The sequence below is a fragment of the Novosphingobium sp. SG720 genome, from assembly GCF_012275365.1.
Lineage (GTDB): Bacteria > Pseudomonadota > Alphaproteobacteria > Sphingomonadales > Sphingomonadaceae > Novosphingobium > Novosphingobium rhizosphaerae.
Window position 1 is genome coordinate 1 of the sequence record NZ_JAAZQN010000004.1, and the last position, 13,924, is coordinate 13,924.

The window sequence follows — 13,924 nt, forward strand, 5'->3', positions numbered from 1 at the left end:
CGTGTCCAGTGTGCTCGTTGGCGTTGCGTCATCCATCCATACACAACTGCAACACCCAAAAATCTGCGCAAGGTGGGGTCAAAACGGCGCTTACGCATCAAGTGCCGATATCCGCCTCGCGCCATGGCCCGCGCCTCGCGCACCAGCCGGCGGACCCTCGAACGCAGCGAATCCGAGACATCATTCCAGTCGCCCGCTATCCGCTCGTCGCCGAACAAGGCCGCGCCGATCTCGCGCTGACTCGCGCCCTGGCCGAGCGCGTCATGGACGCGCAGCATGGCGATGCCCCGCTCGATGCGGGGATCACGGGGAAACAGCGATCGCGCGAAACGGCGATGCCGGCACAGGTCGAGAAATCGGCGCAGCGGCAGCAGTCGTGCCTCTGCCGAAGCGAGCCCGTGCAGGCGATACTGGAGCCGAACCGCTTCCTGTCCCCCGAACTGGCCTTCCTCGATGTCGAACCGGATATGATGCCAGCCATCGGACAACACGGCATGCTCGCGGCCCCATTCGTCGATGGCAATGTCAAGCCAAGGCGCGATCTGGTCGATGCGGATGCTGTCGGGATCGGACGGGTCGGCCGGTAGTACGGCGACACCGAGCGTCCCGGGGTCGAAGTCGGCATGCCAGATGAGCCGCGCCTCCGGAGCCGGGAGGCCGGGATGTTCCGCGAAAGTGCAGCCCCCAGGGCCGGGCACTGCCTGTACCGCGCGTGGCCGTGCTGGCCCGCGTGTACCAGCCGACATAACCGGGATCGCGGCGCAGCCATTCCCACATCAGGCCGGCACGATCGATACCGCGCAAGGCGGAATAGGGCGCTGGATCGCGCCAATCGGCCCCGGTGGCGGGGGACCGATCAGTGATCACGCACGCTTCCATCTCCGGCCCGGCGCAGTGCGCCTTTGGTAGGCCTGAAAACTAGCGAAACGGCCCGGCGCGCGATTCTCGCATTTCGCCGACATCCAGGTTTTGCGTTGCAACCCATCATGATATGTCATTTTCATGACATAGCTCGCCGGGTGACGGCTTGAGACACCGCCACGCGGCCCCAGGGACCGGGAAAGGGCGGCCCAGGGATTGCCGGTGGCTTGAGACGCTGCCCGGGGCCGTGGCTTTACCCCATGCGCATGCACAGTATGGCGACGCAGTTCATCCGCGTCCTCGAGGCCGCCGCGAATGCGGACGACCTCACCGCCGCAATGGCCGCGGTCACCGAACAACTCGGCTTCCAGTATTTCGCGCTGACGCATCATGGCGACATCACTGCGTCGAGCAGCCACGCCATCCGCCTCCACAACTATCCATCGCGCTGGGCCGATTATTATGACCGCAATGCGCTGGGCGTCTCCGATCCGGTGCACCGCGCAAGTCACAGGACCAGTATTGGTTTTCCCTGGTCGCGGATGGCCGAGCTGATTCCGATGACCCGCGAGGACCACCGCGTGCTTGCGTTGGGGCGCGACCAGGGTATCGGCGACGGTTTCACGGTGCCGGTCCACGTGCCCGGCGAGGCACGAGGCTCCTGCTCGTTCGCGAACGAGGCGGGCCGGCCGATGCCGGTCGACATGCTGCCGCTGGCCCAGCTCGCTGGAATGTTCGCGTTCGAGGGCGCGCGGCGACTTTGGTCGATGCGCGGGGGGCTGCCGATCCCCCCGCAACCGATGCTCACCGACCGCCAGCGCGACTGCGTGCTCTGGGTCGCGCGCGGCAAGAGCGACTGGGAGATCAGCCTGATCCTGGGCGTCGGCGAAGAGACAGTCGCCCGCCATATCAAGCAGGCCTGCGAGCGCTACGGCGTGAGCAAGCGGACATATCTGGTGATCCTGACGCTGTTCGACGGAACGTTGACCTTCGCCGATATCTTTCGCCGCCGATATTACCCTTTTCCGGAATAGCGGCCGGCCCCATGGCAGCGCGACCCTTGGCCGATCACGGTCAAGGAGCGAGACCCATGCTGCATGTTGTCCAATTCGCCGCGCCCCCGGCCCAGGACGCTGTCCTGCGTTCGATGTTCGCCGCCCGCAAATCCGTCTTCGTGGACCTGCTCAAATGGGACGTTCCGGTCCTCGACGGCCGTTATGAGGTCGACCAGTTCGACGATGTCCACGCGACCTATCTGGTCCTCGCCGAGCCCGATGGCACGCATCTCGCGTCGGCGCGCCTGCTGCCGACGACGCGGCCGCATATCCTCGACAGCTTCTTTGGCGACCTGTGCGAGGACGCCCCACCCCGTGGCGCCGACACGTTCGAGATCACGCGCTTCTGTCTTGATCGCCGGCTGAGCGCCCGTGAGCGACGCGAGGTTCGCGATACGCTGGTGAATGCCTTGGTCCACCATGCGCTGGCGGTAGACATCGCCGCCTATAGCGCGGTCGCCGGGATGGGCTGGTTCCAGCAGATCCTCGCCTTCGGCTGGCGCTGCATGCCGCTCGGGCGACCGCGGATCATCGACGGCACGATGCTGGCGGCGCTCCGCATCGAGATCACGCCGGAAACGCCGAGCTTGCTCGAGGCTGGGCGCTCCACGGCAGCCGCCCTGCGCGTCGACCCGTGCATCGCCGCCTGAAGGGGGATATAAAACATGACCGACACCGTCGATCTCTCCCGTGCAATTGCCCGCCACGCCGCCGACCTGGCGGCGCACGGCTATTGCATCATCCCCGACGCGCTACCGCCGGCGACGATCGGTGCGCTCGACTACGACCTCGCCGGCGCTTTCGCCCGCACGCCGTTCGGCCAGGGCGGCTTCTATGGTACGACGACAAAGCGCTTCGGCCGTCTTCTTGTCCGGTCGCCGCACGCCGCAGCCCTGGTCCAGCATCGCCTGGTCCTCGGCATTGTCGAGACGGTGCTATCGCCCTGGTGCGACTGCATCCAGCTCAACACCACCCAGGCGATCGCCGTCCATCCGGGCGCCCCGGCCCAATTGCCTCATCGCGACCAAGACATGTGGCGCGGGCCGGTCGGCGAGGTGGAATACCTGGTCAATGTGATGTGGCCGCTGAACCGGTTTACGCCGGACAATGGTGCAACTCTGGTCTGGCCGCGCAGTCACGGGGCGAAGGCGCTCGACGCCGAGCCTGAGGAGGCGCCTTTCGCCGCCGAGCTAAACCCGGGCGCGGCGCTGGTCCTGCTTGGCTCGACCCTGCATGGCGCAGGCGCCAACGTCACGAGTGTAGTCCGGCGCGGTCTTGTCGTCGGCTATTCGCTCGGCTGGCTCAAACCCTATGAGAATCCGTGGCTCGCCTATCCGCCAGCGGTCGCGCGGACCTTCCCGCCGGAATTGGCGGCCTTGGTGGGCTATCGCCAGCACAGGCCAAATCTCGGCAATTATGAAGGACAATGCCCGTCGATCCTGCTGGGTGACCATGCCGGCGAGCCGCTGGGTGCGATCGATGCGCTGCGGCCTGACCAGCAGGCCTGGGTCGACGCCTATGCCGCCGGACAACGAGTGGCGTCATGAATTCGGGTCCGACCGCCGAGCGTATCCATGACGCGTTGAAACGCCGTATCATGGGACGCGAGTTCCGCCCGGGCGACCGGCTCGACCCGGCAGTGCTGGCGGCGCCGCTGGCGTCGAGCGTGACGCCGGTTCGCGACGCGCTCCACCTGCTGACCGGTGAAGGATTGGTGGAGACGCGCACCAGCGGCGGCTTCCATATTCCTGCGCTCGATGAACCAGCACTGCAGGATCTCTACGACTGGTCTGCAGAACTGCTGGCGCTCGCCATCCGGGCATGGCCACATCCGGTCGGGAACGCGATGCCCGTCGGCGGTGAGGAGGAGTGCCCAATCGCCGATCGCGTGGGCGCGCTTTTCCTCGCGATTGCCCGACGGTCGGCCAATGCCGAGCACGCGCGGGCCATCGATCAGCTGAACGCACGCCTGCATGCTGCCCGCACCGTCGAACCGCATGTGCTCGACAAGACAGAACAGGAGCTGGCGGCAATCCTATCCGCCGCCGCCAGCGGGGAGCGCGACCTGCTTCGTCGCCTCAGCTTGTCCTATCATCGCCGCCGGCGGCGGGCTGCGGCCGACATTGTCCGCGCCGTCTATCGGGTCGACTGAAGCTAGATTTCAACGGAGAGCTGTCACGACGCGGGGCAGGACGCTCGTTGTCGTCGTAGTCGCGCTTGTGCTCGGGTTTGCCGGCGGTTTGATTCTATGCCCGATCATCATGCCGCCTGGCATGGCAGCCGGCAATGCGGCTTCCGAAACATTGTCACCGACGGTGGCATTGCGCAGCACGCAGTACTTCGCGGCAAAGCTCGACGAAGCGCGGAGGATCGTGAACGGCTCAACTCGCGGCGACGAGGGCAAGAATGTTGAACAGGCGATCAGGGCCACCGAAAGCGGGGAGCAACTCAAGCGCTTCATAGGCAAATAACCTGGCGCCGCGCGACAATCGTGCGCGTGCGCGGCCAAACAATATCGATATAGAATCCATATAAAATTCGGATAGAGCCAAGCGCTTCCTACACTCCAAACGCTGCGAATCCCCGCAGCAGCGCACAGGAGTGCATCATGGAACGCGAAGACGACATCATCGATCTCGGCGCGGCGAGCGTCGAAACTCTCGGCGCCGGCGGCATCCCCGTCGACGAGAATCTCGGCCAGTTCCAGGCCGGGCTGTCCGACGACTGAAAGGCCGGCGCGCGGCTGCTGGCCGCGCGCCGCTCTTGCGAGAGGGGACGCACCATGGGGCTTGCGCTGCGCACCGGCATCTCGTTCTGTGACGTGAGCGACCGCCTCCTGTTCCTGGACGTTGTCGCCGACCGCTATTTCTGCCTCGGTGAAACCGCGGAGCATGCCTTCCGCACAATGATCCGGCGGCAAGAGCTGAACTCGCAAGAGATGCGGGCGCTTGCGGGCCTGCTGCGATCCGGCATCCTCGTGGAAACCACTGGAGCTGGCGTTCCCTCGGCCTTTCCGCCCATCGGCAATCCGACGGCCAGTCTCCTCGACCTGTCCCTGCCGCGTGCCGACCCCGGCCAGGTGGCGGCGGCCTTGTCCGCATTGGTCGCCACCCGCCTTTTCCTCCGGTTCGGCCGTCTTCAATCCGTCCTGGACAAGCTGGCAGCGGCAAAACCGCCGCCAGCCGCCATGGCGTCAATAGTGCCCGAAGCGATGCAGGCCGTTGCGGTCGCATTCGAGCAGACTGCACGCATGGTGCGATCCCACGATCAATGCCTACCCCGCTCCGTTGCGGTGGCCCGCTGGCTCGCGGCATTGGGAATGTCGGCTGATCTCGTCATTGGTGTCCGGCTCCGGCCCTTCGCCGCGCATAGCTGGGTGCAGGCCGGCACATGGCTGGTGAATGACCGGATCGATACGGTGCGAACCTATACGCCGATTCTCTCCGTATGACGCATGGCCGCTACATCGGGCTTGTCCGGTCGGCGGCAGATGCCAATGGCGATCTGGCGGCGCGATTCTCGGCAAGGGCGCGGGATCTCGATGGCATTGACCTGGCGTTTGTCGACGGTCGGGTCAGCGTGGCCGTGGTCGGCCGCACGTCGATCCGTCTCGAAGGGCGGGGGATCATTCTCGGGTCGCTATTCGCGCGCGGCGTCGCGCAACAGGTTGAGGCGCTGGACACGGCCGAGCAGGCGCGGATCGGCGCTACGCGGGGCGGTCATCTGATCGAGCGCTATTGGGGGCGTTACGTCGCCATCCTCCGCGAACCGGACGGACAGCGCGTTGATATCGTCCGGGCGCCCCTTGGTGATCTTCCCTGCTATGTCGTCCAAATCGACGGCGCGTGGGCCATTGCCTCGGACGTCGCCTTGCTGGCCGCGTTCGGCCTATTCACCCCTGCCATCGCGTGGGACGAAGTCGCGCGGCACCTCGCCACGCGCGACATGCGCAGCCCGGCGACCTGCCTGCGGGACTTGCGTGAAGTGCCCGGTGGCCAGCGGCTCACCCTCGCTGGCGGCAAGGCGGTGGTCACGCCATTATGGTCGCCCTGGACCTTTGCCGATCGCAGCCGGCAGATCGACGACGCGGATGAAGCTGCCTACCGGCTGCGCGATGCCGCGCTGGAATGCGTGGCGGCGAGGGCGTCCGAGTACAAGCAAGTCGTTTTGATGCTGTCGGGCGGGCTGGATTCCTCCATCGTCGCGGCATGCCTCGGCCGCCAAGGCTTGCCATTCCATTGCCTGACCCTGGTTACCGAGGACGCGATCGGCGATGAGCGCACCTATGCGCGCCTTGTGAGCGAGTCCCTGGATGTCGATCTGACGGAGGCGTATCGGGACGTATCCCGGATCGACATCGAACGATCCGGCGCGCGCCGCCTCCCACGTCCGACGGTCCGGGCATTCGTACAGGAATCGAACCGTTTGGCGGTCGAGACGGCGCAGGCGGTTGGGGCCGACGCGATCTTCAACGGCGGTGGCGGCGACAATGTGTTCTGTTCCCTGCAGTCCGCCGGGCCTGCGGCGGATCGCCTGCTGACGGCGGGGCCGGGCATGGCCTTCCTGCGCACGGCACGGGAGGTCAGCCAGCTCGCACCCGCGAGCCTGTGGGCGGTTATCAGCGACGCTGCCAATCGCGCCTGGTTCGGCAAGCCGGCGATGCGGCATGTGCAGGACATGAGCTTCCTGTCGCCCCGGGCGGCAAGCCTGGCCGGAGCGAGCACCCTCCACCCTTGGCTTATCCTTCCGCCGGGCGCACTTCCCGGCAAGGCAATGCACATCCGGCTGATCGCCTTCGCACAAAGCTATGTGGAGGGCCATGATCCGCAGGATCCGCTGCCGACCGTTTCGCCGCTGCTCGCCCAACCGCTGGTCGAGGCCTGCTTGGGCGTTCCGAGCTGGCGATGGTTCGGGTGCGGGCGTAATCGCGTCGTCGCGCGCCGCGCCTTTGCCGGGGACCTTCCTGCCGACATTATCGGGCGGCGCTCGAAGGGCACCCCCGACAGTTTCGTGGCGCAGATCTTTGAAACGCACCGTAGTGCGATCCGCCAGATGCTCGCCGAGGGCGAGCTGGCCGCGCACGACATGCTAGACCTGCCAGCCGTGCTGCGTGCGCTTGACGATCCGCGCCCGGTGCATGGCGATGCGTTCCGGCGCATCCTGCAGTTCGCCGACGTCGAGGCCTGGGCACGCGGCTGGACGCGATCAGGGTGATGACGCGGCCGGGCGTATCTGCGCGCGCATCGCCTCCCACCGCTGATATTGCGCGGCCTTGGTGGGGTCGGGATCGACACGGGATTGCAGCCAGAACTGAAACCAGTCGAGGTTGCGCTCGTAGATCGCACGGCGATGCGCGGGCTGCCACTTGATGTGGTGCTCGCCGGGGAAGACGTACATTTCCACCGGCTTTCCCGCCTCGCGCAGTGCGGTGAAGGTTTCCAGGCCGAGCAGATATTCCTCGTCGGCGAGTTGCATGAGCAGCGGCCGATCCATCGCGGGCGCATTGAGCGCCATCGAATAGGGACGCCAAAAGGCAGGATCGTCGCTAGACACGGGCGGATAGCCCATCGCCCGCATTGCGTCGGCATAGCCGATACCGCCATAGGTCATGACCGATCGCGGCTCGATGCAGCAGGTGCTGATCGACGCTGCGGCGAACAGCCGCGTGTTGATGAGCGCGAAGCGGGCCGTCGAGGCGCCGTCGCTCAGGCCCGTTATGCCGATCCGCGCAGGATCGACGATGCCGCGGGCGATGATCATGTTCATGCCGGTGACGAGGGACGACAACAGGCTTCGGCGCTCGGCCCATCCCTTGCCGTTGACGGCATTGACGTCGGCATAGGATCGGATGCCGGGCTTCGCTTCCGCAAAGAAGGCGGGACGTTCGATGCTCAACACTGCGAAGCCGCGCGCTGCAAAGGCATGGATCGGATATTCGTCGCCGGTGCCGCCGCGCAGGAAGCCGTCACTGTGATATTGCACGACGATCATCGGCAGCTTCGTGCCCGGCTGGTAGCCGGGCGGCAGGACAAGATCCCCCCAGGCCTCCAGCCCGAGATCGTTGCGCCACCGGAGCCGCTCGACCTTGCCCAGCCGGATCGATGCAAATTCGGGATTGGGGTCGTATACCGGCTGCACATGACCGCTGCGGGGGGCGATCGATACCAACCGGCGCGGCATGACGGCATTCTCGGACGTGCATAACAGCGATACGCCCGCCGGCGTGCAACCCAGCAGGACATCGTCAGTCAGCAGCACGCGCTGCGGCTCGGCAGTGCCTGGGATCCAGCGATACAGACCCATCTGCCCCTTGGCCCAACCCTCGCGCCGCAGGAAGCGAAGCTCCTTGCCCTCACGGTCCCACCACAGGCCGGTAAATCCGCCGTCGCAGCGCGGCGACCTGCACGCTACGCGATGCCCGGTCGAGTCGATGGCGAGGAGCCGCAACGGACTGAGCGGTGATACGTCGCTGCGTTCGGTCCACGCCCGCCGTCCATCGGCCGAGACGGCCGATGGCGGGATCGCGCTGCCCGATAGGTCTTCCATCGGAACAAGCGACCGTTCGGCGTCGCTCGCGGGCGAGACCTGCCCGGTCTCCGGATCGATCCTGAAGGCTTCACGCGACACCGAGCCCGGGATCAGTGGCCGGGGTGCAACATTGGGGGCGAACCGCCCATCATACAGCCAGCCGTCGCGGCCTTCCTGCGCGATGCGGCGCTGGGCGGCAATGCGCTCGGGCAGCGCGACATAGACGAGGCCAAGCCCGTCGCCCGACCAGGCGACGGCCTCGACATCGACTTCCGAGCGGGTGACCGGTTGCGCCCCGCTGCCATCGGATCGCGCGCGCCAGGCCTGGGTGATGCCCCGATCGCGCCGAAGATAGGCGATCCAGCGGCCATCGGGCGACCAGGACGGCGTTACCAGGGTCGGAAAGCCATTGCCGACAACGAGGCCGCGCGCGACGGTGCTGTTGGTCATCATCTCACCGCCGCGGTCAACGATGCGCGGCGCTGGAGCGCCAGACAGCTTGATCACGACGAGCGCACGGCAATAGCGGTTGGCGTCGGGATCGGCCCGGCTCAGGATGAAGGCAGCCTGGCGCCCATCCGGCGAAATGCCAAGCGGGCTTGGCTGTCCGAACATCGACCCGTCGGGCTGGCCGATATCGCGCAGCTTGAGCAGGTCGTCGGCGGTGACCGCCCGAGCAACGTGGCCCGACGCCTGCGCAGACGGCAGCAGATCCTCGCATGCCGCCGCGGCAGGGTGCGACATGGCGACAAGGCAAAGCAGGGCCACGAGCGTGGCGAGGCGCGGGAAGGCACGCCTCAGATGCGGCGACGTTACCATGACTTGGCGATCCCGAACCCGATATAGCGGCCGACCGGCGAGTAATTGGTCGAATCATAGGCGGTGTCGGAATAGACCGATGTCGCGATCGTCGTCGGATGGGCGTCAAAGGCATTCTGCAGGGTAAGACTGAGTTCGAGGCCGTGCAGCGGGCCACGCACCGCGCCGAATGTATAGCGGGCGGTGAAATCGACCGTGTTCATTCCGTCGATCGATAGCGCCGGGGCCGAGCGGATGTCCTCGACGCCGCCGATATGGCTTGCCGTTGCATTGAGGGTCAAGCCCCCCTTGCTCCAGGTAACGCTGCCTCGACCTCGCCAGTGTGGCGGGTTGAAAAGAGTGCCGGCCTTTTCGAGGATCGGCGCCCCGGGCGTGAGCTGCTGGTTGCTTTCGAGATAGCTGGCATTGAGCGAGACGCCCAGCGTGCCGCGATTGCTTCCAAGATCGGTCCGATAGCCGGCGAGGAGATCGATGCCGCGGATCGATTGGCGACCGGCGTTGAGGTTGCTGTTGTCGACGATCGCGACAACAGCACCGGGGGTGTAGACTTGCCCCGAGACGTTGAAGAACTGCGCCGCATTGGCGATTGCGGCAGCCACGGTGGTCGCGCCCGGCGCCCGTGTCACTTGGTCGGCATAGAGCGGGTTGCTAAGCGCCTGGGCCTGGAAGCTGATCGGCGTCACGATCCGGTCGGTATAGCGGGTCGAGAAATAGCCGAACTGCAGGCGCAGCCCCGGCACCATGTGCGGCGTGAACTCGATCGTGGCGGTCCAGGTCCCGGCCCGCTCGGGTTTCAACGCCGGGTTCCCGCCCTGGACCAGCAGCACGGTTGCGCTTGCCGGATAGCCGGTGCCGCCCAGGCTCGCCGCCGGGTAGAGGAGCGCACTGCGTGCCTGGTATTGCTGGAAGAGCGTCGGTGCGCGGAACGACCGACCCCAGCTCCCCTTGATCGCGATGTCGGCCACTGGCGCATAGATGATGCCGAGCTTGGGGGTCGCGACCGCATCGACGCCGGGGTAACGCTCGTAGCGGACAGCGCCGCTCAGGTTGAGGCGGTCGATCCCGGCGATGCCCTGTCGCGCGGAAACCAGCGGGAGGTTGAGTTCGCCATAGGTGTAATAGCTGTCCTGCGACCGGTTCACGTTGTTGAGATTGCCGGTGCCGCGAAAGGCATTGAGGCGATTGTCACGATAGCCGGCGCCGATCGCCAGCTTGACTGGGCCGCCGCCCAGGCGGAAGAGGCTGCCATCCGCGGCAAGTTCGACCGAACGGCCGGTGTTGCAATAGCAGATGAAATTGGCGCTGGTCTGGCTGGCGCCCACAAAGCTGTCGCTGTGCAGCTCAACCTTTTCCTCGCCATAGACGCTGGAGAGCGACAATCGCCATGCCTTGCCCAGGTCGAGCTTGAGCGACGGCGCAACGGCGAAGGAACGGCTGGTCGAGCGCTGCTCGGTACGGCTGGTGGCGAGATCGCCGGCGGCGTTGAGCGGAAAGCCCGACAGGCTCCAGCGCTTGTTGAATAGGGCATCCATCTCGAATGAGAGGGTGTCGGTCAGTGCCTGATGTCCCGCCAAGGCCATCGCGTGCCGCCGCAGGGCGGGGTAGAGCGTGACGCCGGGTCGCGACGCCGCATAAGAGCGATCATCCGACAGGACGTCGGTGTTGCGTGCGAATTCATAGGCGGCCACCAGGCCGCCAGAACTCCATCTTTTGCCCGCGACCGCGCCATATTGCTGCTGGAAGTTGCCGCCATCGGTCGATCCGCCGAGGTTCGCGCGCGTCTCGAGGCCGTCATAGTCGCGCTTGAGAATGATGTTGGCGACGCCAGCAACCGCATCGGAACCGTAAAGCGCGGAGGCGCCATCGGCGACGATCTCGATCCGATCCACGATGCCTAGCGGTATCGCCGAGACATCGATGCCCTGGCGAGATCCGTTATAGGCGAGCCGGTGGCCGTTGAGCAGCGTCAGCGTGGCATCGCTGCCCAGGCCGCGCAGGTTGATGGTAAAGGCGCTTCCGACATTGACGCCGCTAGCGGCGGGCACGTTCGCGCCGACGCCTGGATTCTGCCCGCCGCCGAAGTTCTGCGGGATGCTGCTTGCGACCTCGGCGACACTGGTCTGCCCGGCATTGCGCATGTCCTGCTGGTCGATGCGAATGATCGGCGACGCCACCGGCGCGCCACGGATCCGGCTCCCCGTCACGACGATCTCCGAGCCGTTCGCGTCGGCCAAGGCGCCGTCTTGCGCGGCAGTCTCTCGCTCGATGATGAGGCCGTTGCCGACGACGCGCAGGCGCAGGCCCGAGCCGTCGAGCAGGGCCGCAACGGCATCCTCGGGCGCGAAATCGCCATCCAGCGCCGGCGCGCGCTTGCCCCTCACAAGGTCGGCAGGCGCGGCGATGCTGCGACCGGAGGCAATCGCTACCGCGCGGAGCGACGCCGCCAGTGATTGCGACGGAAGATGGTAGGTTTGTCGCCCGGCCTCTGTCGCCGACGCGACCGTTGGCGCCAGGACGAGCGCCGTCGTGCTTGTTGAAATCGAAGCGGCAATGACCGCAGAACGCCATATTCCCATCATGGGCTCCCCTTGGCGATGCACTGACACGGCATCGCTTGGGGGCCTCGACAATCGAGGCGCGATCTACCCTGGGATTATTTCAGGAGGATCGACGCGCGGCGAGAATGAGGTTGCCATGGTCATCGCGGGAAAGGCCGAGATTGTACGTTGCCGCCAGCATCCGGGCTAAACCGGGCGCATCCGTTGCGGTGAAGGCGCCTGTAAACCGCAGTGCACCAACGTCAGGGTCGGCGAGCATGATCTTTGTAGAATTATAGCGGTTCGCGGCGGCGACGACCTCGGTGAGCGGCGCGTCCTCGAACGACAACATACCGGTGGGCCAGCGCGTTTCGCTGGCGGGGAGCGCGATCGGCGCACCCGGCGGTGTGCGCTGTTCCAACACCAGCCGCTGGCCTGGCGCAAGCAGCCGTCCCTTCCTTGCCTCCCGGGTCAGTCCAGATGCAGCCTCTCTTACTTCCACGGACCCTCGCAGCAGCGATACCGTCATGCGCTGCCTCTGCACGTCGACGTCGAAGATCGTACCATGCGCGATGACCATGCCATTGCCAGCCATGACGACGAACGGACGCGTTGCCTCGTGCGCGACGTCGAAGCGGGCGCGCCCGCGGGCAAGCGTCAATCTCCGTTCGCCGGTGGAATAGGCGATCCCGAGCTTACTGTCGGTGTCGAGCGTCACGCGGGAGCCGTCCGACAGGGTAATGGTGCGGATTTCGCCGAGCTGGCTGACGATCTGCGCTGGGTCGGGCCGGGTGGACCCGAACAGGCCAAGCTGGTGCAGGCCCATCCCTGCAAAAATCACGAGAACGAGTGCCGCGACGGTAGCAAGCGCAAGTTTCGACGTGGGGCGGGACTGCCGTGGCGTCGATAACCGCCCCCGTGCCTCGCCGGCGGGCGTATGCGCCGCGAGGGCCATGCGATCCCAATTGTCGAGAACATCGTCATAGATGTCCGCGTGCCGCGCGTCGGCCGCGTACCAGGCCTCGAAGGCCGAATGGTCGTCGTCCTCCGAACTCGATTGAAGTCGGGCCAGCCAGGCAACGGCCTCATCGCGCACGACTTCATCCGTCCGGGCTTCTTTGCCGGCATCGGACATCAACGGGACCTCAGCACGCGGTCGAGATGGGCGATCGCCTTTGTCATGTGCCACTCGACGCCTTTTAGACTCAGTCCCGTCCGTTTGGCGATGTCGTTATAGCTGAAACCGTCGACGCGGTGCGCCAAGAAGATGTCTCGGGTCTTTGGGCTCAGGCGCATCAAGGCGTTCTGGATCCGATCAAGCAGGTCGCGGGCCTCAAGCATCGCGATCATGTCCGGCCCAGCGAGCGACGCCTCCTCCACCGGAACCTGCCGTGCGAGCGATCGCTGCAAGGCCGACTTGGCGCGATTGCGGAGCAGGTTCGCTGCGATTCCGTTCAGATAGGCTTCCGGTTGCTCGATCGACTTACCGGGCACTGCGCCCGCATCTGCGAGGCGCGCGAAGCTCTCTTGCATAAGATCATTCGCGTCCTGGCGATCTGCCCGCCGCGCAAAAAAGCGAAGCAGCCGGGGAGCCTGCGCATGGTAGAGATCTTCCAGTGCAAGGATGGAGCCGGTTACGACGCGGTCTTCCGGTGGCAAGGGGTCGCCTTCGGCGAGCCGCGATGGGGACAGGGCCTTCAAGGCGTCCGGGATCAGTCGCAAGGAAGCCTCGACCCCCGGCGGTCGCTGGCACGAAAAAACAGTCTTGGCTCATTACCCATGCCCGGCTCGCCCAGTCATTCGAGGCAAAGCCGGTGGAAGCCGGGTGTAGAGAACATGCTTGAGACATGCGCCGACGCCTTTAGCCGCAAGCGGCTTGGACATGCGCGTCGGCCACCCGGCAGTCTCGATGGCGGGTCAAACTTTCCCAAGCGAGGTTCTCAAGCCTCGGCGCTGCCCTCGCAGCGCCCAGCCAGACTAATGCGATGAATCGCAGAAGCAATACCGAACTCGCTGTATTCTCGCCCATCTCCAACGAGATGCCAATCCGCCTGTCGAATGACGCTGCCTGAGCCTGTCTCTGCAACGTTCGGGCCCCTCACGCACGCTGGGCACTCATCCTGG

The 13,924-nt window shown here is 65.9% G+C and carries 13 protein-coding genes; 8 read left to right on the plus strand and 5 right to left on the minus strand.

The features are described 5' to 3' along the window. Positions 1-698, minus strand: a 698-nt coding sequence (locus FHW94_RS14560; RefSeq protein WP_168556586.1) for a DUF2285 domain-containing protein, incomplete at its 3' end; no start/stop codon positions are given. Between the two features lie 438 nt (positions 699-1,136). Between FHW94_RS14560 and FHW94_RS14565 the strand changes: the two genes are divergently transcribed. The 8 genes from FHW94_RS14565 (at position 1,137) to FHW94_RS14600 (ending at position 7,130) form a co-directional block, all read left to right on the plus strand. Then, a complete protein-coding gene (locus tag FHW94_RS14565) occupies positions 1,137-1,895 on the plus strand; it encodes a LuxR family transcriptional regulator (RefSeq protein ID WP_168556587.1) in 759 nt (252 codons plus the stop codon). 56 nt (positions 1,896-1,951) lie between these two features. After that, a complete protein-coding gene (locus tag FHW94_RS14570; RefSeq protein WP_168556588.1) occupies positions 1,952-2,566 on the plus strand; it encodes an acyl-homoserine-lactone synthase in 615 nt (204 codons plus the stop codon). Positions 2,567-2,581: 15 nt separating this feature from the next. Next, entirely contained in the window at positions 2,582-3,463 is an 882-nt protein-coding gene (locus FHW94_RS14575) for a phytanoyl-CoA dioxygenase family protein (protein WP_168556589.1), read from the plus strand. After that, positions 3,460-4,068, plus strand: coding sequence for a GntR family transcriptional regulator (locus FHW94_RS14580; RefSeq protein WP_168556590.1), 609 nt, complete (start codon positions 3,460-3,462; stop codon positions 4,066-4,068). Before FHW94_RS14575 ends, FHW94_RS14580 begins: the two co-directional genes overlap by 4 nt. 121 nt (positions 4,069-4,189) lie before the next feature. Continuing rightward, a complete protein-coding gene (locus FHW94_RS23300; protein ID WP_246866161.1) occupies positions 4,190-4,387 on the plus strand; it encodes a hypothetical protein in 198 nt (65 codons plus the stop codon). A gap of 137 nt (positions 4,388-4,524) precedes the next feature. Next, positions 4,525-4,644, plus strand: a complete 120-nt coding sequence (locus FHW94_RS14590) for a benenodin family lasso peptide (protein WP_168556591.1) — start codon at positions 4,525-4,527, stop codon at positions 4,642-4,644. A 54-nt stretch (positions 4,645-4,698) separates the two neighbouring features. Next, on the plus strand, positions 4,699-5,367 hold the full coding sequence (locus FHW94_RS14595) for a lasso peptide biosynthesis B2 protein (RefSeq protein WP_168556592.1): 669 nt from the start codon (positions 4,699-4,701) through the stop codon (positions 5,365-5,367). Beyond that, positions 5,364-7,130 (plus strand): asparagine synthase-related protein, encoded by a 1,767-nt coding sequence (locus FHW94_RS14600; RefSeq protein WP_168556593.1) that lies wholly within the window; start codon positions 5,364-5,366, stop codon positions 7,128-7,130. Before FHW94_RS14595 ends, FHW94_RS14600 begins: the two co-directional genes overlap by 4 nt. Here FHW94_RS14600 and FHW94_RS14605 read toward each other — a convergent pair. The 4 genes from FHW94_RS14605 to FHW94_RS14620 all read right to left on the minus strand — a co-directional run bounded on the left by FHW94_RS14605 (position 7,122) and on the right by FHW94_RS14620 (position 13,522). Beyond that, complete coding sequence (locus FHW94_RS14605) at positions 7,122-9,263, minus strand: Atxe2 family lasso peptide isopeptidase (protein WP_168556594.1); 2,142 nt, start codon at positions 9,261-9,263, stop codon at positions 7,122-7,124. The two genes, FHW94_RS14600 and FHW94_RS14605, sit on opposite strands and share 9 nt — an antisense overlap. Beyond that, the gene (locus FHW94_RS14610; protein WP_246866162.1) at positions 9,257-11,842 is read right to left on the minus strand and encodes a TonB-dependent receptor; all 2,586 of its coding nucleotides are present in this window, start codon (positions 11,840-11,842) and stop codon (positions 9,257-9,259) included. The genes FHW94_RS14605 and FHW94_RS14610 overlap by 7 nt, the downstream gene beginning before the upstream one ends. Before the next feature lie 79 nt (positions 11,843-11,921). Next, positions 11,922-12,935, minus strand: coding sequence for a FecR domain-containing protein (locus FHW94_RS14615; protein ID WP_168556595.1), 1,014 nt, complete (start codon positions 12,933-12,935; stop codon positions 11,922-11,924). Next, a complete protein-coding gene (locus FHW94_RS14620) occupies positions 12,935-13,522 on the minus strand; it encodes an RNA polymerase sigma factor (protein ID WP_168556596.1) in 588 nt (195 codons plus the stop codon). The genes FHW94_RS14615 and FHW94_RS14620 overlap by 1 nt, the downstream gene beginning before the upstream one ends. Between the last annotated feature and the right edge of the window lie 402 nt (positions 13,523-13,924).

Excerpts from the sequence above, each read along its gene's own strand:
- FHW94_RS14565 (WP_168556587.1), top strand. The coding sequence starts at position 1,137 with ATGGCGACGCAGTTCATCCGCGTCCTCGAGGCCGCCGCGAATGCGGAC.
- FHW94_RS14570 (WP_168556588.1), top strand. The coding sequence starts at position 1,952 with ATGCTGCATGTTGTCCAATTCGCCGCGCCCCCGGCCCAGGACGCTGTC.
- FHW94_RS14575 (WP_168556589.1), top strand. The coding sequence starts at position 2,582 with ATGACCGACACCGTCGATCTCTCCCGTGCAATTGCCCGCCACGCCGCC.
- FHW94_RS14580 (WP_168556590.1), top strand. The coding sequence starts at position 3,460 with ATGAATTCGGGTCCGACCGCCGAGCGTATCCATGACGCGTTGAAACGC.
- FHW94_RS23300 (WP_246866161.1), top strand. The coding sequence starts at position 4,190 with ATGGCAGCCGGCAATGCGGCTTCCGAAACATTGTCACCGACGGTGGCA.
- FHW94_RS14590 (WP_168556591.1), top strand. The coding sequence starts at position 4,525 with ATGGAACGCGAAGACGACATCATCGATCTCGGCGCGGCGAGCGTCGAA.
- FHW94_RS14595 (WP_168556592.1), top strand. The coding sequence starts at position 4,699 with ATGGGGCTTGCGCTGCGCACCGGCATCTCGTTCTGTGACGTGAGCGAC.
- FHW94_RS14600 (WP_168556593.1), top strand. The coding sequence starts at position 5,364 with ATGACGCATGGCCGCTACATCGGGCTTGTCCGGTCGGCGGCAGATGCC.
- FHW94_RS14605 (WP_168556594.1), bottom strand. The coding sequence starts at position 9,263 with ATGGTAACGTCGCCGCATCTGAGGCGTGCCTTCCCGCGCCTCGCCACG.
- FHW94_RS14610 (WP_246866162.1), bottom strand. The coding sequence starts at position 11,842 with ATGATGGGAATATGGCGTTCTGCGGTCATTGCCGCTTCGATTTCAACA.
- FHW94_RS14615 (WP_168556595.1), bottom strand. The coding sequence starts at position 12,935 with ATGTCCGATGCCGGCAAAGAAGCCCGGACGGATGAAGTCGTGCGCGAT.